Origin of the sequence: Paraburkholderia sp. RL17-373-BIF-A, from assembly GCF_046030175.1 — a bacterium.
Classification (GTDB): Bacteria; Pseudomonadota; Gammaproteobacteria; order Burkholderiales; family Burkholderiaceae; genus Paraburkholderia.
This window is the reverse complement of sequence record NZ_JARESO010000033.1, coordinates 1-25,210: the sequence shown is the minus strand read 5'-3', so window position 1 is coordinate 25,210 and position 25,210 is coordinate 1. Positions and strand designations below refer to the sequence as shown.

The 25,210-nt window shown below is 62.7% G+C and carries 22 protein-coding genes and 2 pseudogenes; 9 read left to right on the top strand and 15 right to left on the bottom strand.

Going from position 1 to position 25,210, the window contains the following annotated elements:
- The first annotated feature begins 296 nt into the window (after positions 1-296).
- Both P0D80_RS31755 and P0D80_RS31750 read left to right on the top strand, forming a co-directional pair.
- Positions 297-1,031, top strand: coding sequence for an IS6 family transposase (locus tag P0D80_RS31755; protein ID WP_408289835.1), 735 nt, complete (start codon positions 297-299; stop codon positions 1,029-1,031).
- Positions 1,032-1,308: 277 nt separating this feature from the next.
- Complete coding sequence (locus tag P0D80_RS31750) at positions 1,309-1,440, top strand: zinc-binding dehydrogenase (protein WP_408289833.1); 132 nt, start codon at positions 1,309-1,311, stop codon at positions 1,438-1,440.
- A 29-nt stretch (positions 1,441-1,469) separates the two neighbouring features.
- On the opposite strand, the gene P0D80_RS31745 is transcribed toward P0D80_RS31750, so the two are convergent.
- The 11 genes from P0D80_RS31745 to P0D80_RS31695 all read right to left on the bottom strand — a co-directional run bounded on the left by P0D80_RS31745 (position 1,470) and on the right by P0D80_RS31695 (position 14,802).
- Entirely contained in the window at positions 1,470-2,180 is a 711-nt protein-coding gene (locus tag P0D80_RS31745; RefSeq protein ID WP_408289831.1) for a transcriptional regulator NanR, read from the bottom strand.
- An 81-nt stretch (positions 2,181-2,261) separates the two neighbouring features.
- Complete coding sequence (gene oiaK / locus P0D80_RS31740) at positions 2,262-3,659, bottom strand: 3-oxo-isoapionate kinase OiaK (protein ID WP_408289829.1); 1,398 nt, start codon at positions 3,657-3,659, stop codon at positions 2,262-2,264.
- An 8-nt stretch (positions 3,660-3,667) separates the two neighbouring features.
- Positions 3,668-4,912 (bottom strand): ribulose-bisphosphate carboxylase large subunit family protein, encoded by a 1,245-nt coding sequence (locus P0D80_RS31735; protein ID WP_408289826.1) that lies wholly within the window; start codon positions 4,910-4,912, stop codon positions 3,668-3,670.
- Positions 4,913-4,958: 46 nt separating this feature from the next.
- Positions 4,959-5,789: a phosphogluconate dehydrogenase C-terminal domain-containing protein gene (locus tag P0D80_RS31730; protein ID WP_408289824.1), complete on the bottom strand. Its 831-nt coding sequence runs from the start codon at positions 5,787-5,789 to the stop codon at positions 4,959-4,961.
- 48 nt (positions 5,790-5,837) lie between these two features.
- Positions 5,838-7,217 (bottom strand): MFS transporter, encoded by a 1,380-nt coding sequence (locus tag P0D80_RS31725; protein WP_408289822.1) that lies wholly within the window; start codon positions 7,215-7,217, stop codon positions 5,838-5,840.
- Positions 7,218-7,373: 156 nt separating this feature from the next.
- Positions 7,374-9,326: a D-apionate lactonase gene (gene apnL / locus P0D80_RS31720; RefSeq protein ID WP_408289820.1), complete on the bottom strand. Its 1,953-nt coding sequence runs from the start codon at positions 9,324-9,326 to the stop codon at positions 7,374-7,376.
- Positions 9,323-10,423: a Gfo/Idh/MocA family protein gene (locus P0D80_RS31715; protein ID WP_408289818.1), complete on the bottom strand. Its 1,101-nt coding sequence runs from the start codon at positions 10,421-10,423 to the stop codon at positions 9,323-9,325. Before P0D80_RS31715 ends, apnL begins: the two co-directional genes overlap by 4 nt.
- 3 nt (positions 10,424-10,426) lie before the next feature.
- Complete coding sequence (locus P0D80_RS31710; RefSeq protein ID WP_408289816.1) at positions 10,427-11,494, bottom strand: ABC transporter permease; 1,068 nt, start codon at positions 11,492-11,494, stop codon at positions 10,427-10,429.
- A gap of 46 nt (positions 11,495-11,540) precedes the next feature.
- Positions 11,541-13,097, bottom strand: a complete 1,557-nt coding sequence (locus tag P0D80_RS31705; RefSeq protein WP_408289814.1) for a sugar ABC transporter ATP-binding protein — start codon at positions 13,095-13,097, stop codon at positions 11,541-11,543.
- The gene (locus P0D80_RS31700; RefSeq protein WP_408289812.1) at positions 13,094-13,741 is read right to left on the bottom strand and encodes a DUF2291 family protein; all 648 of its coding nucleotides are present in this window, start codon (positions 13,739-13,741) and stop codon (positions 13,094-13,096) included. Before P0D80_RS31700 ends, P0D80_RS31705 begins: the two co-directional genes overlap by 4 nt.
- Positions 13,742-13,863: 122 nt before the next feature.
- Entirely contained in the window at positions 13,864-14,802 is a 939-nt protein-coding gene (locus P0D80_RS31695) for a D-ribose ABC transporter substrate-binding protein (protein ID WP_408289810.1), read from the bottom strand.
- A gap of 1,320 nt (positions 14,803-16,122) precedes the next feature.
- On the opposite strand from P0D80_RS31695, the pseudogene dnaK reads away from it, so the two are divergent.
- From dnaK to P0D80_RS31680, 3 genes and pseudogenes are all read left to right on the top strand, one after another.
- Positions 16,123-17,904, top strand: a pseudogene (dnaK, locus tag P0D80_RS31690) (molecular chaperone DnaK).
- Positions 17,901-18,224, top strand: coding sequence for a ferredoxin FdxA (gene fdxA, locus P0D80_RS31685; protein ID WP_408289808.1), 324 nt, complete (start codon positions 17,901-17,903; stop codon positions 18,222-18,224). The pseudogene dnaK and the gene fdxA overlap by 4 nt, the downstream one beginning before the upstream one ends.
- 695 nt (positions 18,225-18,919) lie before the next feature.
- Positions 18,920-19,375, top strand: a complete 456-nt coding sequence (locus P0D80_RS31680) for a DUF2934 domain-containing protein (RefSeq protein ID WP_408289806.1) — start codon at positions 18,920-18,922, stop codon at positions 19,373-19,375.
- A 79-nt stretch (positions 19,376-19,454) separates the two neighbouring features.
- On the opposite strand, the pseudogene P0D80_RS31675 reads toward P0D80_RS31680, so the two are convergent.
- Positions 19,455-19,850, bottom strand: a pseudogene (locus P0D80_RS31675) (Hsp20/alpha crystallin family protein); the annotation flags it as partial.
- A 335-nt stretch (positions 19,851-20,185) separates the two neighbouring features.
- On the opposite strand from P0D80_RS31675, the gene P0D80_RS31670 reads away from it, so the two are divergent.
- From P0D80_RS31670 to P0D80_RS31655, 4 genes are all read left to right on the top strand, one after another.
- Positions 20,186-20,767 carry a hypothetical protein gene (locus tag P0D80_RS31670; protein WP_408289804.1) on the top strand — a complete coding sequence of 194 codons (582 nt, stop codon included), beginning with the start codon at positions 20,186-20,188 and terminating at the stop codon, positions 20,765-20,767.
- A gap of 308 nt (positions 20,768-21,075) precedes the next feature.
- Positions 21,076-21,612 (top strand): PleD family two-component system response regulator, encoded by a 537-nt coding sequence (locus P0D80_RS31665; protein ID WP_408289802.1) that lies wholly within the window; start codon positions 21,076-21,078, stop codon positions 21,610-21,612.
- 1,133 nt (positions 21,613-22,745) lie between these two features.
- Entirely contained in the window at positions 22,746-22,934 is a 189-nt protein-coding gene (locus P0D80_RS31660) for a CsbD family protein (protein ID WP_408289800.1), read from the top strand.
- 68 nt (positions 22,935-23,002) lie between these two features.
- Positions 23,003-24,067: a glycosyltransferase family 4 protein gene (locus P0D80_RS31655; protein WP_408289798.1), complete on the top strand. Its 1,065-nt coding sequence runs from the start codon at positions 23,003-23,005 to the stop codon at positions 24,065-24,067.
- A gap of 70 nt (positions 24,068-24,137) precedes the next feature.
- Here the strand turns inward: P0D80_RS31655 and P0D80_RS31650 are convergent, their stop codons facing one another.
- From P0D80_RS31650 to P0D80_RS31640, 3 genes are all read right to left on the bottom strand, one after another.
- Positions 24,138-24,293, bottom strand: coding sequence for a hypothetical protein (locus P0D80_RS31650; protein WP_408289796.1), 156 nt, complete (start codon positions 24,291-24,293; stop codon positions 24,138-24,140).
- Positions 24,294-24,348: 55 nt separating this feature from the next.
- Positions 24,349-24,516: a hypothetical protein gene (locus P0D80_RS31645; RefSeq protein WP_408289794.1), complete on the bottom strand. Its 168-nt coding sequence runs from the start codon at positions 24,514-24,516 to the stop codon at positions 24,349-24,351.
- 128 nt (positions 24,517-24,644) lie between these two features.
- Entirely contained in the window at positions 24,645-25,028 is a 384-nt protein-coding gene (locus P0D80_RS31640; RefSeq protein ID WP_408289792.1) for a hypothetical protein, read from the bottom strand.
- Positions 25,029-25,210 lie beyond the last annotated feature (182 nt).

Below are 25,210 nucleotides of genomic sequence, written 5' to 3'. Positions count from 1 at the left end.
CAACCTCACGAACTTTCCAATAGTCAGGGACCAGCCGCTTTCAAGGATGCCCACCTTTATATAGGTGTGTCACGTCAAACAGATCAGTAGCATTGGAATCAGACAGGGCAATTTCCCGCAAAGTCACGAACGTGATCGCGGGCAACGCACCCGGAATAGTCGCACATGGACCACCTCGGAAACGGCCTGCGTACGGCATTAGACACCCCAGAAATAGAGACATGTCGTGATTACCGCGCCTACCGCACTGGCCAGGGCACTGTCACAATGCTGGGTCGGTCAAGTAAGATCGCGTGATGAATAATGCAAAATCGCTTTATCACGGACACCGCTTTCCTGCGGCGGTCATCAGTTGCGCGGTGCGCTGGTACTTCAGGTTTCAGCTCAGTCTGCGTGACATCGAAGAACTGCTGTTCGAGCGCGGGATTGTCGTCAGTTACGAAACGGTCCGACGCTGGGCCGACAAGTTCGGAGCGAGGTTCGCGCATCGTGTCAAGGCTGCACGTCGCAAGCCCGGTACCACATGGCATCTTGACGAACTATTCGTGACCTTGCGCGGCGAGCCTTGCCTGTTGTGGCGCGCCGTCGACCAGCACGGTGCTGAACTCGATATCCTGCTACAGAAGCGCCGTGACAAGGCGGCAGCGAAGCGGTTTTTCAAGCGCGTGCTTGCCTCGTGCTATGAGACACCACGCAAGATTGTGACCGACCAGTTGAGAAGCTATCCGGCGGCGGAAGCCGAGATTCCCGTGCTGGCTCACGTCAGGCACGTCTTCGTCAAAGCCAGCGCGCGGATCAATAACCGGGCTGAAAACAGCCATCAACCGACGCGCGAGCGTGAGCGACGCATGCGTGGCTTCCGGGATCCTGAACGCACGCAGGCATTCTTATCGAGCTTCGGTCCGATCCGGCAGCACTTCGCACTCAAGCGACACCTGGTACGCGCCTCACTCTATCGCAAACAACTTGCCGCACGCTTCGCCGCCTGGCATTGTTTGACTGAGGCTACCCAAAATCCGCCCGTTTTCTGAGCAAGCGCGTGTCCGCTCCGTTATTGCGTCGCGAACAATTTAACGTGACAGTGCCGACCTGACGGTCGATTACGCGGGCGGCAACACTCTGCAAAAAAAGCATCGGCGCTGCGGCCGTTCATGGGCGCATCGTCTGCTCGGGTCGAGTAGCGGGAATCGATGTCACGTTCAACGTCGACGAATTCTCGCGCAAGCAGATCGAAATGATCGGTGTCACCAACCGCACGCGCACGCTCGAAGAGCGTATTGGCGTCGTGCGCAGCTTCGCGCGTGACCTGTGCCCGTATTTTTTGAGAACGGCGCCCTGCAGCCGATTATCGACAGTACTTACCCACTCGGCGACGCTGAAGCCGCATACGAGTACATGGCCTCCAACAGACACTTCGGCAAGATCGTACTGAAGGTATGAAGAAGCCCGGGACTTTGGCACCGCGCGATTCAGGAACGCTTGGTCAAAGTTTGGTATAAGTTATTGGCTCGCGTCAGGTGCGCATTCATTGCATCGGCGGCGGCATCACCGTCATGTTTCGCGATGGCGTCGACGATCCGTTGATGTTCTGCCAAGGTCAGTTCTTCAGCGCCTGGCGCGCGCACGAGCGGACGATAGTACTCGCCCGCCCAGCGAAACAGCGACTCGACGATCGACGGAAAAATCGGATTGCCGCTGATCCTCGCGATGTCGCGGTGAAACGCCATGTCGCGCTCGATGAACTCTTCGAGATTGACCATCGAAGCCCGATGTTGCGCGACGCTCAATTGCAGTCGCGCCACGTCCTCTTCGGTGGCGCGCTCGGCGGCCAAACGCGCCGTGCCCGTTTCGAGAAACAGGCGCGCGTGCTTCACATGCTCGAGCATCTGCGGATCGGTGCGCAGCAAGTGCATCGCGCCGCTTGCGATCTGGCCGATCAACCGGTCGGCCGTCGGCACGACGACGCGCGCGCGTTCGCCGTGTACGATCTCGACGATGCCGGAGCGTTCGAGCGTCTGCAGCGCTTCACGCACGGCAGGACGCCCTACGCCGTAAATTTCCATCAGTTCCCGCTCTGACGGCAGTTGCGCGCCGGGCGCGATTTCGCCCGAGCGAATACGCTCCATCAGACGGTCCACCACTTCCTGGTACAGCTTCCGACGCGGGATGATCTCGCCCATTACATTTCAACGACAAGCTTCTGGTGTAATGACAATACCATACCCCGATCGATTCTTGCGAGGGACCGCTCGCTGTTTCGGTTAGCCGCACGGCGTTGACGCCACGTCGCGGCCCTCTTTCACCAGTCCGAAGAACGATGCGCCGCCGATCTGCCCGCCCTTCAGCACGATCTCCAGCCCGTCGCGCTGCGCCGACTTCGACCACGCGCGGCACAACGGTGCGCCTGGCGCGAGACCCGCGGCAACACTGAGCGCATCGATGCCCATCGTGCTCGCGACTTCGCCTGAACTGTCGCCGCCCGCGACGACCACGCGCGACAGCGGCACGCGCTCCAGCAAGCGTCGCATCGCTTCCGCCAGCGCGCCGCCGACGTTGCGTGCCGCCTGCTGACGCGTCAGGCCCGCCTCGCGCGCGATCGCGTCGAAGCCGATCACGTCGGGATCGTCGGGGCCTTCCGCGCTGTGTACGATGCTGCTCACGCCGCGGCGAAGCGCATCGGCGGCGACGCCGACCGCGCGCTCGATCTCCGCGCCGCCCGCCTGCGAATCGAGCGCGTGGCGCAGATGGAGCCGTTCGACATGAAACCCATGCGCCCGCGCCCATGCGATTTGGGACGCCGTGACGGGCGAGCAGCTGCCGCTCACGGCGGCGATCGCCTCGACGGGTCGGGCGACGGGCAGCGAAGGCGTAGCGGGCAACCAGCCGCGCGAGCGCCAGTACGCAGCCAGCGCGTATTGCAGCCCGGACGACGACGCGCTGAACACGCCCTCGCCACGCCGTTCCCACACGAGGCGCCCCGCTTCGATGAGCGTTTCTTCATCGAGCACGTCGATCAACACGACGGGTCTGTCGGCCGCACTGAGCGCATCGACGCGCGCCATGCCTGAGCCGTCGCGCAATTGCAGCATGTCGACCAGTTCGATTCGGCGCGACGTCTGCCGCGCGAGATGCACGCGCAGATCCGCTTCGTCCATTGGCGTCACGGGATGACGCGACATCGTCGGATGGCGGTCGAGCCGGTACCCCGTGCCGTTCACGGCGGCAAACAGATTGCCGAACATCTGATAACGCTTCAGGCGCGGCGCGCCGATCACCATCGGCGACCAGCGCGCGCGCATCACGTTCACGCCGATGTCGATGGCCGCGCCAATCGAGCCGACTTCCGGCGACGAGTCGAACGTCGAGCACACCTTGTATTGCAGGATCGGCGCGCCGAACGCCGCGAGACTCGCAAACGCGGCCGGCAACTCGCCGCGCATCCAGGCAGGGTCGCGCCCACGCGACGAACCCGCTAACCCGATGCAACGGATTTCGGGAAAGCGCGCGAGCAGATCAGGCGTTGGTGTGTGGAGACACAGCATCGTCGGCACGCCCGCTGCCGTCATCGCCTCCATCGCATCCGTCGAGCCGGTGAAGTCGTCGCCGTAATAGGCGAGCAGCGGCCCCGCCGGAAATGCCGTTTGCGCGGAATCGGGCATACGCGTGCTCACTTCCAGAAACCCAGCGCCGCGCGCAGCGCCGGATGGCGCTTAGCGTGCTTCTCGAGCGGCACGCCCTCGATGGCCGCAACCCATGCTTCCCGCAGCGCTTCGACGCCCGCCGCGACGCCTTGCGGATGGCCGAAGATGCCGCCGCCCGCCGTGTGGATCAGATCGGCGCGGCCGAGCGCGGCGTACGTATCGGCGGCCTGCAAGCCCGTCTGTCCCGAACTGAAGACGGGCATCGCCGTCATCGGCGCGCCGGGCATGACGGGCGCGAGCACGGCGCGCGCCGCCGCGATGACGCTTTCATCGGACTCGCTGAATTTGTTGCGCAAGCCGTTCACGTGCAGATGATCCGCGCCCGCCAGCCGCCAGATCATCTGCCATGGCGCGTAATCCCAGCCAAGCTCTGGGCTGCGCGACAGATAACCCCAGCCTGCGCGATGCGCATGAATGGGCACCTGCGCGTGCTTGCGCAATTCGTGCAGGCCGACCAGTCCAATCGAATTGAGCACCGCCATCACGCAGGTTCCGCCTTGCGCCAGCACGAGGTCATGCCGCCGGCGCATCTGGTCGAGATCGCCTGTCACGTTGAAGGCGACCATCGCCTTCTTGCCGGTGCACTCGGCGTGTTCGTTGACCACGCGCATCACCGCCTTCACGCGTTTGTCGAACGGGCAATGCGAGCCGTCGGCTTGCAGTTCGTCATCCTTGATGAAGTCGATGCCACCTTCCACCAGCTCGCGCACCTGCTGCGCGGTCTCCTCCGGCGACAGCCCAACGCTCGGCTTGATGATCGTGCCGATCAGCGGACCATGCGTGACGCCACTCAGCTTGCGCGTGCCGTCGATACCGAACGCCGGGCCAGGATACGCCGCCGCGAACGAAGGCGGCAGTTTCAGGCCAGTGAGCTTCAGACCCGATACCTGGCGCAGCTCGAACAGATTTCCCGCGATGGTCGACATCAGATTCGGCAGCGACGGACCGAAGTTCTCGATCGGCCACGACAGTTCGAGCATGCAGCGCGTGTATAGCGCCGATTTCATGCTGCCCGGCAGGCTCGGTGTATCGACGGTTTCGAGCACGTCCAGGCGCTCGACGCGCGCGCCGGAACGCGCCTTGAGTTCGGGCGTCTCGCCGGGCAGCGCGACGAAGGTGCCGCTCGACTGTTCGCCGGCGATGACATCGGCGGCCCGGCGCGGATCGTCGCCCGTTTCGAGCCAGTAAGTAGCGTGAATGCGTTCGCTCACGATGCAGTCCTGTTGGAAGTCAAAAGAAAACAGCGCTCAACGCGGATCACGTGATGCGGCGGATGCTGTCCGCAATCTCGGCATGATCGAACACGCCCTTCCAGTCGTCGCGCATCAGGCGCGGCTTGCCGAACTCGATTGCCTTGTTGCACGCATCGGAGAACGCGCCTGGGATTTCGTTGAAAATCACCGCGCTCAGAATGTTCATGTGACCGAGCAGGAAATCGCGCGCGGCCTGTTCGGGCACGCCGCGTTTCACGGTTTCGTCCATCGCTTCGCGCATCACGTAGAGCAGCGTCGCGCAGATCGTCTCGGACAGGCCCGGTTCCAGCAGCGCCATCTGGTCGACGGTCAGACGGTACGAACGCAGGATCGGCTGATAGATCGTTTTCGCGACGTCTTCACCCAGATCGAACGCGGACTCGGGGCCTTGCATCAGCGCGCTCGTGATCGACTGCTTCGCATACGCGCCGCCGAAAAAATCGCGACGCGCTTTCGGATCGTCATCGTTGTTGAAGATGATGGGATGACACGGATGCGCAACGAAGTACGTCAGGTCGGGCCTGTCAGGCAGATGGCCGGCGAACGGCGCGGCGGCATCGAGCGTCATCACCATCGTGCCCGCGGGCAGCTTCGGTGCGATCTCGTGGCTGATCTTGCCGATCAGCGTATCGGGCACGGCGAGGATCACGACCTGCACGCCGTCGAGCGCGGCATCGACGGATACGCAAGCCACGTTCAGTTCATCCTTCAGGCGCTTGCGGCCCGCTTCGCTCACTTCGATGTGCGCGACACGATAGTCTGACTTCAGCAGGTTGCTCGAAAGACGGAAGCCCATCTTTCCGCCAGCGCCGAACAGTGCGATTTTCTCTTTCATCGTCCTCTCTCCTTGCAGGGGTACGTCATGTTCATGAATATCGGTTGATCAGCCCGCGCGCGGGTCCAGCGCGACGGCTGCGTGTTCGTCCTGCGAGCGCGGGCGGCGCTCGCCGCAGAACGCGAAGGCCAGCACGGCGCTCATCAGCATGAAGGCGCCGACCACGAACATCGGCGCGTGATATGAGCCCGTCGCGTCCTTCAGCGCGCCCGTCGCATACGGCGCGACGAAGCCCGCCAGATTGCCGACCGTGTTGATCAGCGCGATGCCTGCGGCGGCGGCCGCACCCGACAGGAAGCGCGCGGGCAATGCCCAGAAGTTCGGCAGCGCCGAGAAGATCGCGCAGGCCGTGATCGTGATGACGGCGATGGCCGTCGACGGCGACTTCATGAAAAGGGCGAGCGGAATGCTGAGTGCGCCGACCAGCGCCGGAATGCCGATGTGCCATGCGCGCACGCCGTGTTTCGTCGCATTGCGGCTCCAGAGGAACAGCACGATCGCGGCAGGCAGATATGGAATCGCTGTGATCAGCCCTTTCTGGAACACGTTGAACTGCGAGCCGAACTGCGCCTGGAAGCCGCCGATGATGGTCGGCAGGAAAAACGCGAGCGCATAGAGGCCGTAGATCAGGCCGAAGTACATCAGCGAGAACAGCCAGACACGGCCGCTCGTCAATGCGGCGCCTGCGTGGTGGCGATGCTGCGACGAACCTGCTGCGCGCTGGCGCTGCTCGGCTTCGAGTTCCGCGGTGAGCCACGCCTGCTCGCTGGCAGTGAGCCAACGCGCCTGCGACGGCCGGTCGCTCAGATAGAACCACGCGACGATGCCGACCACGATCGCAGGAATCGCGACGCCGAGGAACATCACGCGCCAACCGGCCAGGCCGAACAGCCCATGCGCTTCGATCAGCAGCGCGGCGAACGGCGCGCCGATCACGATGGTCAGCGGCTGCGCCAGATAGAACAGCGCGAGGATGTGGCTGCGATGGCGCTGCGGCACCCACATGCTCAGGAACAGGATCGCACCGGGAAAGAAGCCCGCTTCCGCCACGCCCAGCAGAAAGCGCAACCCATACAGCCCCGGCACGCTGCTCACCCACGTGAAGAGCAGCGCGAAGATGCCCCACGTCACCATGATCCGCGCGAGCCAGCGGCGCGCGCCGAACTTGTGCAACGCGAGGTTGCTCGGCACTTCGAGAAAGATGTAGCCGATGAAAAACACGCCCGCCGCGAAACCGAACTGGGCGGCGTCCAGCCCCAGATCCTTCGTCATGCCGTTCGGTCCAGCGAACGAGATCGCCGTGCGATCGAGGAAGTTGATGAAAAACATCAGCGCGACGAACGGCACGAGGCGCAGCGAAACCTTGCGGATGGTCGAGCGCTCAAGTTGGCTCGGGCTTGCCTGTTCGGCGTGCGGGGCAGTTTGCATTGCGTCTCCTCCGATGGGTCTCGCGGCTCTGCGCTATTGCACAGATCACTCATGTGATATTTTGGTGTGATGAGTAGACCAGCAAGATTAAAAAAGCGGCACTGGGTTTACTACCAACACCTTTCAGCAGTTCATCGGCGCGTCGGCGCGCCTTCGTTATGGGCGCGCGGCGGCGGTGTCGTTCGTCACCGTCGTCGCGATCAGACAGGCAAACGGACGCAGCCTGAACGACGCCGCGCGCGACATGTTGACTTTGCTCCGCAGCGACGCTTCGTCGATCATCACCGCGCGCAACCCGCCCGATGTCATGCCGCGCAGATCGAGCCGCGCGGCGCGTGCGGAGCCGGTCAGATTGGCGACGATGAGATGCGCTTGCCCCTGCGCGTCGCGCGCCGTCACGCATGTGATCTCGCGCGGATTCACGCCCACGCATGTGAGCCGCGTCGCGCCCGCCATGCCGGCCAGCGCCTTCGCCACATCGAACATCGGATAGCGGCGCACGCCATTGCTTACGTCAGCGAGTCCGCGTGCGCCCGTCAACGCGCCAAGCGTCAACGTGTCGACGCGCGCGCCCGCGAGCGCGGCTGCGTAACCGGCCAGCCACGCGCCGCCGAACAGCGCGCGCTGGCGTGGATCGCAGGCGGCCATCGCGATGCGCTCGCCGTGCGGATTCGGCATCACGCGTGACCCGTACGGGTTCTGACGCATCCCGATCGACACCGGGCCGATCGCGTACGCCTGCGCGCCGATCAGCGCGCGACATGAGCGCGTGATGTGCGGTATGGCTTCCAGCGTCTGCATCACGCTGCGATCGTCAGCGGCGTGGACGATCGGACAGGTCGCGTGCGTCGTCCAGTCGACAAGTTCGAGCGGCGGACGCTTGCGATTGAGTTCGGTGAAATAGCTGAGCATGCCCCCGCCGATGCGCAAGCCCGGAAACGCGCGGCGGGCTTCCCGATACACCTCGTCGAGCGCGGGACATGGCGGGCTGACGCTGCCGGGCGGATTCGACTGCCGATGCACCGACGGACTGACGACGATCCCCGTCAACTCGATGCCGGACAACGCGACCAGCGAGGCAAGCGCATCGAGTTCCGCGCGCGGCGCATCGACGCCGGGCAGCGCGTATTCGAGCACGCAGCGAATACCGCTTTCCCGCTGCAACGTCGCGAAGCGCTCAAGCTCGTGCAAGCCGTGGCCTGCCTCCGGATCGAAGCTCAGCGTCAGTTGATGCGGCGAGAGTTCCGCCAGCAACGCCCGGTGATCGAGCGCGGCGTCGACTTCGTCGGCAGCGATTGCAATGCCGAGCGCGGGTATCCGTTCGTCCGCGCGTTCGTTCAGATCGAGTGTGAGCGTTTGAACTTCCGCTTGCGTCGATACGGGCAGATGAGGCCGAGCCAATGCCTGCTCTTCGACATCGAGCGTCACTGTCTGCGTCATCGTCGCGCCTGCGTCGAGCGTGAAAGGCCACGGCAATTCCAGTGGCCGCGAATAGGTCTTGAACGACGCATCCGACCAGTTGCGCTGGTCTTCCATTTCGAACACAGCGCCCGTGAACGAACAGTACACGGTGAGGCCGCACGGCATGTCATGTTCGATCGAGCGAATGTCCTTGAACGGCTGCCACTGATCGATCAGCGCAGGAAACGCCGCGCTTTCGCGCGTGCCGTCACCGTGCTCGACGCGTGCCGGGGCACCCGCCACGCCCTCTAGCGGATGCAGCACGCAGAAGCCGCAACGTGCCGTGAGGAAAGCATCATGCGCAGTGACGGTTGCGCTGAACACCAGCGCGTCGCATCCCATGCAATCGATCGACAACGCGTAGCTCAACGCATGTCCATCGGGATTCGTGCAGTGCGCGCGGTACGCCACACGAAATCCGTTCTCAGCCTGTTCGATCTCGATGCCGCTCAGCGTGGGGCGACAGGTTCCCCAATCCTTGTCGCGCACCAGGAACGCAACCGCGCGGATCACTTCGACATCGCGATAGCGGATGTCGTGCAGCGCGCCGTCGATCAGCAACGCGGACCACGGCCCCGCTTGCAGACGCCGCGCCTGATCGACAGGCTGACTCGTGCCGTAGTAGATTTGCGCGAGATCGCCGCTCATCGCGCAACCTGCCGAAGCGCGCCATCCACGCGCGACGAGGCTCGCTCCAGCTCGCGCAGATCCACGCTGCGCCCTTCGCGCGCGGACAGATACGTCGCTTCGACGAGCACGAGCGTGCGCAGATTGTCGCGACCGCTCGTCGCCGGCTCGCGCCCGCTGCGCAGGCAATCGATCCAGTGCGACTGGATGTTCAGCACGCTGCCCTGAATCGCTTCCCAGGGCGCGCTGGACCACGACAGCGCGGGCGGCGTCGCGTCGCGCAATTCGGTGCCCGCAGCGGTGTGGATCTGCAACTGGTAATTCGCCATGAGCCGTAACGTGCCGGCCGAGCCGTCGACCTCGATCAGCGTCTGCGGAAACAGTTCGTGCGGTAACCGCGTCGCGTAGCTGCAATCGACGATGCTGTTCACACCGCTTTCATGACACAGCATGATCGTCGCGACGTCTTCGCCCTTGATCGCGGGATTGACGCGCGACATGCTGGCCGTCACGCGCGTCGCGTCGCCGAACAGAAAGCGCGCGATATCGAGCACATGAATGCCCAGGTCTTCGACGATAAAGCGCTCGCCTTCTGCCAGATAGGGCTGGCCGCTGAACACGTCGAATGCCGAACGAAACGACACGCGACCCCAGAACGGCCTGCCGATCGCGCCCGCTTGCAACGCCGCGCCGACAGCCTGAATCGCGCTTTGCCAGCGGAAGTTCTCATGTACCATCAGCGGCACGTTCGCTTCGTCGCATGCGGCGACCATCGCATAAGCGTCGTCGAGCGTGCGGGCGAAGGGCTTCTGGCAAATCGTCGCGACGCCCGAGGCGGCGGCCAGTTCGACCAGCGCGCGATGACTGGCGACCGTCGTCGCGATATCGACGAAATCCAGCCGCTCTCCGCGCAGCATTGCAGCGGCATCGGTGTAAAGGCGTTCGATGCCGAACTCGCGACCAGCGGCAGTCAGGCGCGCTTCGTCTGCATCGCACAGCGCGACCATGTTTGCGCCAGAGACATCGCGCCACGCATGCAGATGATTGCGGGCGAAGAACCCGCAACCGATCAAGGCGCCATCGAATCGTTTGCGCCCACGAAGCGTCGATTCACTCATCGCTCATGCTCCCGTCGCGGCCTGCTTCTGCAACGCGAAGCGTTGCTGCACGCGGCGCTGGATCTGATCGACCACGACGGCGGCCACGATCACGACGCCCTTGATGACTGTCTGCCAGAACGCGCTGACGCCCATCATCACGAGCCCATCGGACAGAATGCCGATCACGAACGCGCCGATGATGGTGCCGCCGATCTTGCCGCGCCCGCCCGACATCGACGTGCCACCGAGCACGGCCGCCGCGATCGCGTTCAACTCGAAGGTTTCGCCGCTCATCGGATGCGACGCGACCAGTTCCGACGAGATGATCAACCCGACGATCGCCGCGCACAGCCCCGAGAACATGTAGACGAACATCTTCACGCGGTTCACGCGCACACCGGACAGTTGCGCCGCGCGTTCGTTGCTGCCGATTGCGTAGATCTGCCGCCCAAGCGGCGTGCGGCCCGCGATATACGCGGCAATCGCACCGACCACGACCAGCAGCCAGATCGTCAACGGAATGCCGAGTATCGTCGCGCTGCCGAGCAAGGGGAAACCCGTCGTGCCGTAATCGGGATTACCCGTGAGGTTCGGAAACGTCTCGCCGCCCGACGACAGCAACGCCGCGCCGCGCGCGATATACAAGGTGCCGAGCGTCGCGATGAACGGCGCGACGTTCAGACGCGTGATCAGCAGCCCGTTGACCGCGCCGACGGCGACGCCCGTCAGCAGCGCGGCCACGATCGTTTCCGGCACGCTCAGATACAGCGTGTACTCGTCGCCGAGCGGAATGCCGTGCAGGATCAGCCCGCCCACGACCATGCCGGACAACCCGACGATCGAGCCAACGGACAGATCGATGCCACCCGCGACGATCACGAACGTCATGCCGATCGCGAGAAACGCATTCAGCGCGACGTGCCGCGACATGATCAGCAGGTTTTCGATGCTCAGAAAGTTGTGCGCCGCGAACGAGAAAAAGATCGCAACGGCAAACAGCGCGATGAACGTGCGCAGCTTGAGCAGCAGCAGAAGCGGTGCTTCGCCGATGCTCGCGCCCGGTGCCTCGCCCTTGATAGCCATCGTCATGAATAATCTCCAGGGTGTTGCTGGATTTGCTTTAAGACACGCCGCGTCATGCCGCTGCGCGTTGTTCGGTTGTTGCCGTGCGGTGTCCGATCGCGGACGCCGCGACCAGTGCCTCCTGCGTCGCCTCGGATGCGTCGAATTCGGCTGTCACGCGCCCGTTCGACATCACCAGAATGCGGTCGGACAGCGCCATCACTTCTTCGAGATCCGACGTCACGAACAGAATGCCGAGTCCCTTCACGGCGAGATCGCGCATCACCTTGAAGATGTCAGCCTTTGCGCCGACGTCGATGCCGCGGCTCGGTTCGTCCATCAGCAGCACTTTCGGCGTGGTCATCAAGGCACGCGCGATGATCACCTTCTGCTGATTGCCGCCCGACAGCGAACTGACGGGCAGCCGCCAGTCGGCGACCTTGATCGCGAGGTCGCGGATGTATTGCGTGATCGAGCGCTGCTCGCGCTGCGTGCTGATATGGAAAACACGGGCAAATTCCGCGAGGCTGGAGAGCGTCATGTTCTCGCCGATCGAGAGAATCGGCAGCAGCGCATCGGCCTTGCGGTCCTCGGGAATCAACGCAAGACCTTGCGCGACGCGGCGCGCGATCGGCTTGCCCGCAAGCGGCTTGCCGTCCAGCACGATCTCGCCCGTCGCATGCGGATGACAGCCGAGAATGCATTCGAACAGCTCCGAACGCCCGGCGCCCATCAACCCGTAAATGCCGACGATCTCGCCCGCATGCAGCGACAGCGACACGTGATCGACCAGCAAGCCGCTGCCTTTGCGCGGCAACGATACGTCGCGCACCGTCAGCACTTGCGCGCCGCGCGCGTGGCCGATCGGGCGCGAGAAATCTTTCGTGTCGCGGCCAACCATCTGACGCACGATCCACGGCACGTCCACTTGCGCCATCGGCTGGTTGCCGGTGATGCGGCCGTCGCGCAACACAGTGATGTAATCGCCGATACGGATCAGCTCTTCGAGCCGGTGCGAGATATAGACAATGGCGACACCATGCGCCTTCAGATCCGCGATCACCTGAAACAACACGTCCACTTCAGCCGCGCTCAATGCCGAAGTCGGCTCGTCGAGAATCAGCACGCGCGCGTCGTGCGCGAGCGCCTTCGCAATCTCGACGAGCTGCTGCTGGCCGATACGCAGATCTTCGACGAGCGTATCGGGGCTCACGTCCAGTTCGAGCCGCTTGAGCAGTTCACGCACCTTGCGCCGCTGCGCGTCGGCATCGATGTCGATGCCCGCGCGCGTGATCTCGTGCGCGATAAACACGTTCTCGGCAATCGTCAGATCCGGGAACAGATTCAGCTCCTGAAACACGATGCCGATGCCGCGCCGCAAGGCGTCCGCGCTGCTCGTCAGCTCGACCGGCTTGCCGTCCAGCAGCAGGCGCCCCGTGCTCGGCTGCTCCGCGCCGGCGATGATCTTCATCAAGGTCGACTTGCCCGCGCCGTTCTCGCCGACCAGCACGTTCACAGCCGCGCGCCGCACCGCGAAGTTCACCTCTTTCAGCGCCACCGTGCCGGGATAGACCTTCGTCACGCCTTCGACATGAAGAATCACGTCGTCCACTGCGCTTGCCTCGCTCATGACTTGCCTCCCAGCGCGAGCGCAAGCGGCACGATCTCGGGCTGATCGGCGGATGAGTCATACGAGAACGTGCCCGTCACGGTGATCGGCTTGCCCTTGAGCGCATCGCGTGGAAAGGGCTTCATCACATGCGTGGCCGCGTAGCTGTTCAGCGCGGTGCCGAACTGCGCGTATTCGATCTGATTGCGAAAGCTCGTGAACGAGATGAAATCGAGCGTGTCGCGTAGCGTCGTGCCGAGCACGGTCGGGCCAATGTCGACGATCACGTCGGCCTTGCCGTCGCCATCGATATCGACACCCACGGTGCCCTGGCTCGATTGCGTGTCGACCTCGACGATCGTGCCGTGCAGCTTCGTCGGGAAATTCCACGGCGCGCCGTCGTCCTTGCCGCGATAGCCGTATTTCCTGCCCGCCGTGTCAGGGTCCGCCTTGATCGCGTCGCGCAATGTCGCGTAGTCGGTCGCGCGCTTTTCGACGTCGGGCACGATTTTCGTGCTCCACATCGACGCGACCATCGCGTTCGGATCGTAGCCTGCCGACGCGTACGCATCGCGAGAATGCTTCGACGTCTGTGCATCGTGCTTGACCAGCTTGCAGCCTTGCAACGCCCCGCTCGCGGCAATGACGACGATCGCCGCGTACATGCAACCTCTCATGGATGACCTCACGGTACGTCGGATGAGAAAACTGATGTGACCGGTGATGATACGAATCGGTGACAAAGCGCGGGGATGCGCGTGGCATCCCCGTCGAGTCGAACGTTGAATCAGCGCAGCGCGAACATGTCGAGCTTGCCGGCGTTCGTCTTCGTGATGAGCGAGCAGTTGATCAGCTGTTTCTCCGGCTTGCCGGTCGCCCCCGTCTTCATGTACTTGTCGGCCTGATCGACTGCTTCCGTCGCAGCCTGCGCGGCGGGTTGCAGCACGGTCGCGCGAATGTCGTTGCGCATGATCGCGTCACGCACGTCGTTGCTGCCGTCAAAGCCAACGACGATCACGTCGGAGCGCTTCGCCGCCTTCAGCGCAGCCGATGCGCCCATCGCCATGGTGTCGTTGCCCGCAATCACGCCCTTGATGTCCGGGTGGCTCTGCAGGACCGTTTCCATCACGCGATAGGCTTCCGTCTGGCTCCAGTTGGCCGACTGCCGCTCGACCAATTTCATGTTCGAAAACTGGTCGATCACGTCGTGATAGCCCTTCGAGCGGATGCCGGCATTGATGTCCGCCTCGCGCCCCACCAGCTCGACATAGTTGCCCTTCTCGCCGAGCGCCTTGACGAACGCACGCCCGCCGAGCTGCGCGCCCTGATAGTTGTTCGACACGATCTGCGACACGGCGATGCCCGTCGCGTTGATTTCGCGGTCGATCAGGAATGACGGAATGCCTGCCGCCTTGGCCTTCTTGACGGCGGCAATCGATGCCTCGGAGCCAGCGTTGTCGAGGATGATCGCCTTCGCGCCGCGCGCAATGGCGGTATCGACGAGATTGGATTGCTTGTTCGCGTCGTCGTCGTGGACGAGGACGATGGTGTCGTAGCCGAGCGTCTTCGCGCGCGCGTTCGCGGTGTCGGCTTCGGCCTTGAAAAACGGGTTGTCGTGTGAGGGAGTAATGATGGCGATCAGATTCGCCGCCTGCACGCTGCTGCTCGCGCCGACGACCGCCAAGGTAGCCAACGCGAGCGCAAGCCACCGCTTCGATGCTTTCATCGTCTTGTCTCCATTCTGGTTAAACGCCTGTGCACTGCCTGAAACCAGTCGACGGTCGTATTTGATCGCTACAGTCTACTCATCACTTGTGCCGTCATGATGTCATCATACCAGTCGCATGGCGGTCGACAAGGAGATTCGAGCCAGGGTTTTCGCTACCTCCGGTGAGGTTCCATCATGGATTCCAGGACGGGACCGGAGAGGCAAACGACGAGTGGCTTCGCAGGCACGTGGGCGATGCGGCAATTGCCGGCGCGGTCGGCCGATAGGGACCGGGTAAGCCTTATCTCGCCACTTTCTGCAAACCTCTGAGCGTCAGAGCGCCGGAGTTTTCGCCGCGGCGCAGGACTGCCTCAAGTTCAATCGCGGAACATTCCGTGACGACGATCCGCAGCATTCTCGCGGCCCAGAGGAGTCGACGGCGTCACCCAAAGCCGTAGCTGGCTGGGAGACGACTCGGCTCTCTCTCATTGATATCTCCATCAGGGGGTTCGAGCGCTCTGCGACGGGACAGGCAAGGTGCTGCAGGGAATCGGTGGCGGCTAATGCGGTTGCAGCCAGGAAGATAGCGCGTAGCCACCGCGCGTGTCGAGTCAGCGCCACGCCCGCTTGCAGTTGCCGGACGGCAAACTGGGCGAATTGGTCGACCTGCTTCGATTTCCGCCAGTGCCTCGTCAATGCGCTTGCCGATGACTGTGGGGCCTTTCGCCTAACACATGCGGCAAACCCTCAAAACGAACCGCGCCCCTCAAGCTCAATGGATGAAGCGACGGCGGGCTGGTGCCCTTCAGCGGCTGTTCGGGTCGACCGCCGGACAGGATTCGAAGACTGCCTGCGCTCCACCGGATGCGCAGAAAAGCGCTTTGAGCCGCGCCAGCGAAGCTTGCATACGGGTCATTCCCGATATGTGTCGGCGGCAGCACTGCAACCTACGCTGAAAAAATAGGTGTACATAACGACAACGGAACCACTGAGAAAGTGGCTCACCCGTCCGTGCACTCCCACGAACCGGTGAACTAAGCGCCGGCAAGACCGGGCGGTCAGTGGAAACCGGAAAGGACACGAACCGGTGCGTCGCGGGAACGGTCTTTGCGCGCTCCCCAGCACGCGGGGCACTTGGGGCATGCGCAGGCGACGCGCGCGCTGCACAGGGCCACCGTCAGCGTTGGCAAGCGTCGCCGGCGAAACGTATGCCGATTTCATGGGACTTCTCCCGAACTCGATCGAGCGAGGCGATTGAATATCATGGACAAGATCATTGGCATCGACCTTGGCACGACCGACTCGTGCGTGGCGATCATGGAAGGCAATTAGGTCAGGGTGATCGAGAACGCCGAGGGCGCGCGCACCACCCCGTCGATTGTCGCCTATACGGACAACGGCGAGACATTGGTCGGCGCGCCCGCCAAGCGCGAGGCCGTGACCAATCCGTCGAACACACTGTTCGCGGTCAAGCGCCTGATCGGGCGCCGCTTTGAGGAAAAGGAAGTGCAGAAGGACATTGGCCTGATGCGTACAGGATCATGAAGGCCGATAACGGCGACGCATGGGTCGAAGTGCGCGGCGAGAAGCTGGCGCCGCCGCAAATCTCTGCCGAAGTGCTACGAAAGATGAAGAAAACCGCTGAAGACTATCTCGGCGAGCCGGTCACCGACGCGGTGATTACGGTTCCCGCGTACTTCAACGACAGCCAGCGCCAGGCCACCAAGGACGCCGGTCGCATCGCCGGCCTCGAAGTGAAGCGGATCATCAACGAACCGACCGCCGCCGCGCTCGCGTTCGGACTGGACAGGAAAGAAAGCCGGGACCGCAAGATCGCCGTGTTCGACCTCGGCGGTGGCACGTTCGACATTTCCATTATCGAGATTGCCGACGTGCATGGCGAGACGCAGTTCGAGGTGCTGTCCACGAACGGCGACACCTTCCTCGGTGGTGAAGACTTCGACCAGCGCATTATCGACCACATCATCGGTGAGTTCCGGAAGGAACAGGGCGTTGACCTGTCGAAAGACGTGCTCGCTCTGCAACGCCTGAAGGAATCGGCCGAAAAGGCGAAGATCGAACTGTCGTCGAGCCAGCAGACCGAAATCAACCTGCCGTACATCACGGCAGACGCGGCGGGTCCGAAGCACCTGAATTTGAAGCTCACCCGGGCGAAGCTCGAAGCGCTGGTGGAAGACCTGATCGAACGCACGATCGAACCGTGCCGCATCGCCGTCAAGGACTCGGGCGTAGCGGTTGAGATGATAGACGACGTGATTCTGGTCGGCGGCCAGACGCGCATGCCGAAGGTACAGGACAAGGTCAGGGAAGTCTTCGGCAAGGAGCCTCGCCGCGACGTGAACCCGGATGAAGCCGTCGCTGTTGGCGCTGCGATTCAAGGTCAGGTTCTGTCGGGCGACCGCAAGGATGTGCTGCTGCTCGACGTGACGCCGCTGTCGCTCGGCATCGGAACCCTGGGTGGCGTCATGACAAAGATGATCGGGAAAAACACCACGATTCCGACCCGGTTCTCGGAAATATTCTCCACTGCCGACGACAACCAGGGCGCCGTGACCATCAAGGTGTTCCAGGGCGAACGCGAGATAGCCAGCGGCAACAAGCTGCTGGGCGAGTTCAACCTCGAAGGCATTCCGCCCGCGCCGCGCGGCACGCCGCAGATCGAGGTGAGCTTTGACATCGACGCGAACGGCATCCTGCACGTCGGCGCGAAGGACAAGTCGACCGGCAAGGAAAACCGCATCACGATCAGGGCGAACTCGGGGCTGTCCGAAGCCGAAATTGACAGGATGGTGAAGGAAGCCGAAGCCCACGCCGACGAAGACCGCCGGCTGCGCGAACTGGTTGATGCCCGCAACCACGGCGATGCGCTCGTTCACAGCACACGGAAGGCGCTCACCGAATACGGCGGGAAGCTGGATGCGGGCGAAAAGGAGAAAATCGACGTGGCGATCAGGAGACTCGAGGATCGCCGGGATGCAGGCTGCACAAGGCGCTGACGACCCAGCGGCGGGTGCCGCGGGCGGAGGGGCGTCGACCCGTGGCGCGAGCCAGCCGGATGACGACGTGGTCGACGCCGAATTCAAGGAAGTGCGGAAATGACTCACGTTGTTACCGAAAGCTGCATCAAATGTCGCTATACCGATTGCGTGGACGTGTGCCCGGTGGACTGCTTTCGGGAAGGGCCGAACTTTCTGGCCATTGACCCCGACGAATGCATCGACTGCGCCGTCTGCGTGGCAGAGTGCCCTGTGAACGCGATCTACGCGGACGAAGACGTCCCCGGCGATCAGCAGAATTTCATCAGACTGAACGCAGAACTCGCACGCAACTGGCCACCCATTACGAAGACCAAGGCACCGCTTGCGGAAGCGGATCAGTTCAAGGACGCAAAGGACAAGCTCAGTCTACTAGAGCGTTGAGCTGACCGGTCCAAGCCCCTGGCCTGTCCGCCAAAAAAAATTAATAAAATGTCCAGGCGAACGCAAGGGGGCTGTCGGTAAGGATAGCTACCGGTCATGGCGATTGCAGCGCGTGGCGAACGGCGGCCATTTCGATATTCGAGAGCACTGGCGCGCTTCGCTGGAAGGTCTATAACAATATGGCAACGCGGGGAACGGTTTTTCCCCGGCGACCCCCGAAGTCGGCAAAGCAAAGTTGAAGGTTAGGCGATGTCGACCGGACGAACTCCTGCTTTCCCTGTTCGAATCCCGATAAGCCCGAGGATCGGAGGTGATTATGGAGTACGAGCATGGCGGCTGGAGCATCGACCCGATGCCAGATTTCTCGCTTGGAGAATTCTTCGCGCACGCGTGGATAAGACGAGTCTCCCGAGGACGAGGCGATCCAGGTTGCGCTCAACTGGGCGATTGACTGGATCAACACGCGCGATGTCAGCGGCACCAGCCGGCAAACTGATCGACCGACATCTGCGCAACGATGATCCGGGCCCGCAGCCTGCCAGGAGCAATGCGGGGGGGGTGAACGGGACTCATCGCGCAACAGCAGCCTGTGTACGGATGAGGCACAGCTGCCGACTGCTGAACTTCGGGATCCTCATCGCCATTCATGCGAACGATGACAGCGAGCGCGCGACCAACAGAATGGAGGACAAGTGATGACGGAACGACTGGTCGACGTGCGGGACAGCAGCGGCACGGTCCTGCACACGTATCCCATTACGCTCGGGGAACCGGCTGGCGTGGCCAATGACGCTGCGTACGAAGCAAAGGCGCTGGAGGCGGCCGCGCACAGTCACCTGGTTCCTGACGCCGAGCTTGGCAACCTGACTGCCAGAATGCACGTCAGCCGCGGCGGGCAGATGGCGCCGTACGGGGACGACCGGCCCGGCCGTTCGGAAACGAAAGCGGACCTCGAGCAGACCGTGCGCGAACGCGCGTACTTTCTCTGGCAACAGGACGGGTGTCCCGAGGGGCGAGCAGCTGAGTACTGGCATCGCGCACTTGACCAGCACCTGCGGGAGCGCGCCTACGCACTGTGGGATCAGGAAGGCCGGCCCGAAGGGCGGGCTGATGAATACTGGCGCAGGATCTGCGACTTTGAGGCGCGGTGAAGCGCGGCAGTAGCGTGCGTCCAGCCGGACAGACAGCAGCGGCGGTCCGGATGGCCGCACCGCGTGCATGCTGCCTGCGTTACCTGATTTCGATCTTCCTGACGGCTGTCACCGCCGCGCCCGTTTCGGCAGGCGCAGCGTCAGCACGCCCCTGTCGGATTTCGCATCGATCCGCTCAACGTCGACGCCGGGCGAGCGGAATCGTGCGCATGAATGCCCCACAGGCACGTCCCAGCCGGTCGCCGCCGTCTTCCTCACTGCGCACGTGCTGCTTCGTCGCACCGCGCAGCGCCAGCGCGCCGTCCTCGATTGGGGTCTGCAGATCCTCACGGTCCATTCCGGGCAGTTCGGCCGTGATGCGCAGCGCTTCGCTATCATCAGCGACATCAATCCGGGGCCGGAACCGCGATCAACTGAAGTCGCCGAACCACCGGTCAAGGCCGCTTACGCCCGCGGGCGGATCGTGGAAGAATTCGCCTTGCGTCCAGCTCCGGTTGATGAGTGGATCGATCGAGACAAGGCGGGCCACCACGCGGTCCCGGAACGACGCCCCTTCTTACCTGTGCGAGCTCTGCGCAGATCGTTTCGGAGCCGGCTGTCGGGCAGCTGCGCGCTGACGGACGAAGCGCGTGCAAAAGCTTCCTGAACCGGAATGCGGTCGGACCGATGGTGTTTAATAGTCCGGCAAATACTAGCTTTTTGCGTTTGCCGGACGAGGTCGATGTCACAAACTTCATCCCACCCACCACGTTGCTTGAGAAAGCGTAGCGGAATGCTTCGCTCAACTTGCGTCGACTGCGGGGGAAATGCTTGGCTCCAGCAGAACGCTACGACTGGCGAGCAATGCTCGACACATGCATCGGCGGCAGCCCGGCTCTCTGTGCGAATGCGAACGACCTGCTGCGGATTAACGTGATGTCATGTGCACTCGTGTATATCGATACGCAAGGCAAGGGAAGCCCTAACTGTACCCGGGTTGACCCCTTCTGCTGCGTCGAACAGGCGATAACGTTAAACCGGAGCCTGCTCGCTGCAGGGATGCCCACGCTTACTATTTTCACGAACGCACGCCGCGAGATGCAGCGCTACCTCGCCAGCGTCGATGCGTCGGTGCGCCCGGAATGGCGCGACCTGGCACCATCATTGACGCTGCCCAGAACGACCCGCTTCTATGCGGCCCACTTCAAGCTCGATCTTGTGGAACAGATCGGCAAATCCGTGGGCGCGGAGACGCTGGTTCTGCTTCTCGACACAGATATGGTCGCGTTGCGACAGCTTGATCAGGACGTATTGCGGCGCTGTTACCGCAGCGGTGTGGGGGCCTTCGACATCTCCGACCAGGATTCTTCGCGTATGGAGCGGCGCGCGTCGTTGGCGATCTCGAAATCGTAGCGGGAAAGCGCCTGAACAACCCGCGGTGGTTTGGGGGCGAGTGCCTTCTTGTTTCAGCAAACTTCATTCAGGTGCTGATGCCTCGTGCGCGCGAGTGCTTTGAACGTTATACCCTCGCAATGCACAGGCTCAGTCACAACGGCGACGAAGCATTTATTTCCGCCGCGCTTAACCTTCTGGCCGACAACGGACATCAGATCGACGTTGGGGCATATCAGCTGGTCGGTCGCCACTGGTCCGGAAATACTCACAGGGACCTTCGGTGGTTCAGACACTGTTCTCTGCTCCACCTACCGGGTCGAAAAAGAATGCTCGAGCGGCAAGCCCGGATGGCTAGTTTCAAACTGGACCGTATCTGGAGGCAGATAGTCAGCGCCCATCTCCTTGCCTGCATTGCGACGCCGACGAAACGCCTGTTGCGACGAAAGTGGAATGCGTCGCGCCAGCGCGCCAGTGTGTCCCGCTCGCTCCGCCCGGCAGAAACGCAGGTCGACGTACTGCTGGTGGACAGCGAGCCGAAGACGCTCTCGCGGCTCGCGTCCATGCTGACGTCGCGCGGCATCACAGTGATGTGCACGGTCGATTCGGCAGAAGCGCTCAGAGCGGCGAAGTCTACGCGCCCGCGGGTTGTGGTGACGGCGAACATGTCGAGGAATCGCGAGGCGGTCCCTGAGATCGAATCGTTACGCACCTCGCGCGAACGTTCCCGGCTGTCGTTTGTTATTGCGTTGTACCGCGAGAGCGAAAAGGTCGACTCAGCGCAAGGCGACGAATGGTTCATGGGCTCCGTGGAAATGAGTGAGCTGGTTGAAACCGTGATCCGGCGCGCACGCTCCTGCAACTGACGGCGCTGGCGCACGAGGGTGACAGGTCCCGCTTTATTTTCCGCGCCGGGACCCTGCACGTCGATTTCTCGAAATTTCGAGAAAGTTCTTTGCCATCCGACGGGTGACGACAGAATCGTGGCAGCAAGATGCATCCATGATGCGCTTGCAAATGTGACTGGGGCCTCGACAAAGTGATGTCCGGGATTCCGGGCTTCGCACGTCTGTGTGGACTTTATCCTGTGTAGACCGGAACAGCCGCCCGGTATTTCCTGCGAGCGGACGGTGTCGTTCCGGCGGGCGACAATGACGGCTCTGATGTGACGGAGACTCCCGACCTTCGGGTTCGGTTTTTTCCAAAGTGAAAGGTCGTGACTTCCATGGCACAGAGCGGCCATCATGAAGATAGCCACCGTCGGCCTGGGCCTTGCAAAGGACCCTATTTCAGGTTCATGGACTGGATTCGCAGGGACATGTCATCGTCCGCAAGCTTCATCGCGCCTCACCTGCCCACATCGCGCCCAGCGCCGTTATTGTACGAGCCCGATCGATATCGCTACCTCACAAAGGCCCCCGACGTCGCCGGCGTTGCCTGCCAAAGTTGAATTGCGAACCGTGGTTCTTACAGCGATAGCGGCATGAAGTTATGCCGGGAATTGCCGTGTAAGCCGGTATATGGAAAGCTGGTCGGCGCCAATGCGACGTGGCACCGCCGGCCGGCGACTTCGGAGCACATGATGACGCAGCGTGGCTTTCGCTCCACGCCAGGCAGATGGTCGAGACCAGCACCGAAAGCGTTCGATGGCGCAGACGTAATGGTGGAAAATTCCTGTTCGTCCGAAACGGAGGCAAGGCGTCACGCCTCCCGTCAAGGCCTCCCGCCGGGAACACGTTTTGCTCGTCGGTCGTACGAGCTGACACAAAGCATAAACCGAAGGTGGTCCGGGATGTACTAAATCCTGCTCGTCGATCGTGAGCCTGACCTCCTCGCGGGGTGGCGTCTCATACTGAGTGGGGAAGGACATGACGTGCGGTGCGCTGCGAATGGGGCCGAGGCACGTGAACTGACGAGGCAACGTCTGCCGCATCCCGAGCCTCTCTGGAAACGGGCGGCAAAATCCATCGACGAGTCAGTTTTGCATCGCAGGCCGGCCATGAACAAGGATCAGGTAAAGGGTGTGGCGGAGAAGGTCAAAGGCAAGGTGAATGAGACCGTGGGCCGCGCAACGGGCGACCGGAAGCAGGAAGTCAAGGGCGATGTCCAGCAGGCGGCTGGCGAGACACGGGAGAAGGCAGGCGACGTCAAGGAAGCCGTCAAGGACACGACCAGAAAGCCCGTCTGAAGCAGCGTTGCGTCGCGCTTCCTCCTTTAGCAGATGGTCTGCGCGAACCACCTGAATGGAGAAGCCTGATGCGTATCGCGCAGATCGCACCGTTACACGAAGCGGTTCCGCCAAAGCTCTATGGCGGTACGGAGCGCGTCGTGTCCTATCTCACCGAGGCGCTCGTCGGCCTCGGACACGATGTGACGCTGTTCGCAAGCGGGGATTCGCAGACCCGCGCGCGCCTCGAGCCGGCATGGCCGCACTCGCTGCGGCTCGACCCGGGAATTGGCGACCCGTTCGCCCCGCACCTGGTGTTGCTCGAGAAGGTTCGGCGCGTGGCCCATACGTTTGACGTCCTGCACTTCCATCTGAGTTATCTGCCGTTTCCCACGTTTTCACTCCTCGGCGTGCCGTTCGTGACCACCCTGCACGGTCGGCTCGATCTGCCGGAACTGCAACCGGTGTTCGACATGTTCCCGCAGGCCCCCGTCGTTTCGATTTCCAATTCGCAGCGGATGCCGTTGCCGGACGCGAACTGGCTCGACACGATCTATCACGGCCTGCCGGAAAATCTGCTGACGCCGCAAGTGCCAACGCAGCCTGCATATCTGGCTTTCCTCGGCCGGATATGTGCTGAAAAGCGTGTCGACCTAGCCATCGAGATCGCCGCGCGCGCCGGGCTGCCCCTGAAGATTGCCGCGAAGGTGGACAGGGCCGATGAAGCCTACTTTGCAACCGTGATCCAGCCGCTACTGGCGCGCCCGCATGTCGAATTCATCGGCGAGATCAATGACGCGCAGAAAGCCGGGTTTCTCTCGGGCGCCCGGGCGCTCCTGTTCCCGATCGACTGGTCCGAGCCGTTTGGCCTGGTGATGATCGAGGCAATGGCCTGTGGCACCCCCGTCATCGCGTTCAACCGGGGTTCGGTGCCGGAGGTGATTACCCACGGGGTGACGGGCTACATTGTCGATGATGTGCCAGGAGCCGTCGACGCCGTGACACGGCTCGACGCGCTTTCCCGCACGGAAATTCGTGCGGCCTTCCTGCGCCGCTTTACCTCGATGACCATGGCGCAGCACTACATTGACCTCTATGCCTCGCTTGCGCGGACAGCAGCTCCCCCAACACTACGTCAGGTCGTCGCGGGGTGACCGGGCCGCGGAATACCTGGTCGCATCCCCTACCTGATGTGCGGTCTGGCCGTCCCGTGCCTGCCGTCAGTCAGTAGACCGGAAACACGAAGTCCGGCGTCGGTGTAAACCGGATTCCGGAATCCGGGCAGATGACGCGTCCCCTGACGGCGACATGCTGTCCCAGATAAGTTCGCAGGAGTTTCGGGTCCGTTGCTCCGACGTTGCCGAGCAGGATGTCGGTCACGACCTTGTCGTCGCAGGGCGAGGCCGCCGGGCGGTCCAGCAGCAGGGTCGTGTAGTCACCCCGGCGCGTATTGCCCGTTGCCTTGCTGTATCGTGCCGCCGATCCAGATGTCCTGCTGCAGAGGCAACGTTTTCAGGGACGGCCCGGCGGGTACCGCCATGGCAGGACATGAACCCGCAATCAACACGGCTGCCGCGAGCCGTGCGCCTGACATGTTTTTCATCATGAGGCTCCCTGTTCGTTCTGCCGCCCCCCCCGGACGGTGATCCGGGCCGCTGCGAACGCGCACCAGGGGGCCTTCGGGTTGCCCATCACTGTGCACTCACTCCGGATAGAAGCGGTCACCGACGATCACTGGATCGGTGGCACCACGCCGAGCTTCTCGGCGAGCATGCGTTCATACACCCCGAAATGCAGGTCAACTTCGTCCTGGCTCACGGTTGTGACCGTGATATTTACCTGTTGCGGCAGCAGGCCGAGCACCACCGCGATCGCCGCTTCCAGTTGCGGCGCACAAACGCGGTCCTCGGCGAGCGTCGTGCCCACCGCGATGTCGTAGGTCTGTTCGTGCTGGAAGACGATCTCGACCAGCCGCGCGCGGGCGCTCATGTTGTTGTCGATCGCGAGGCGCACGACCTCCACCACGCTACGCATCAATTCCGTCGGAAAGCCTCTGGTCGAGCGCAGCCGGACGCGATGTCTGCCTAGCGTGAGCCAGTCCGAATCGAATTCCATGGTGTCCTCCTCTTGTCGTTGCAATGCACCGCGATAATATTATTTGGCAGGCGATTTTCAAGAGCGGAATTTCACCACCTCCTCTTGAAATATTCACCGTAGGTTCTATCTTTGATTTCGCTCAGGCAGATGCGCCGGTCCCAACCAGTGCACTGCGTGTTTCGATTTGTTTGCCAGCGGCT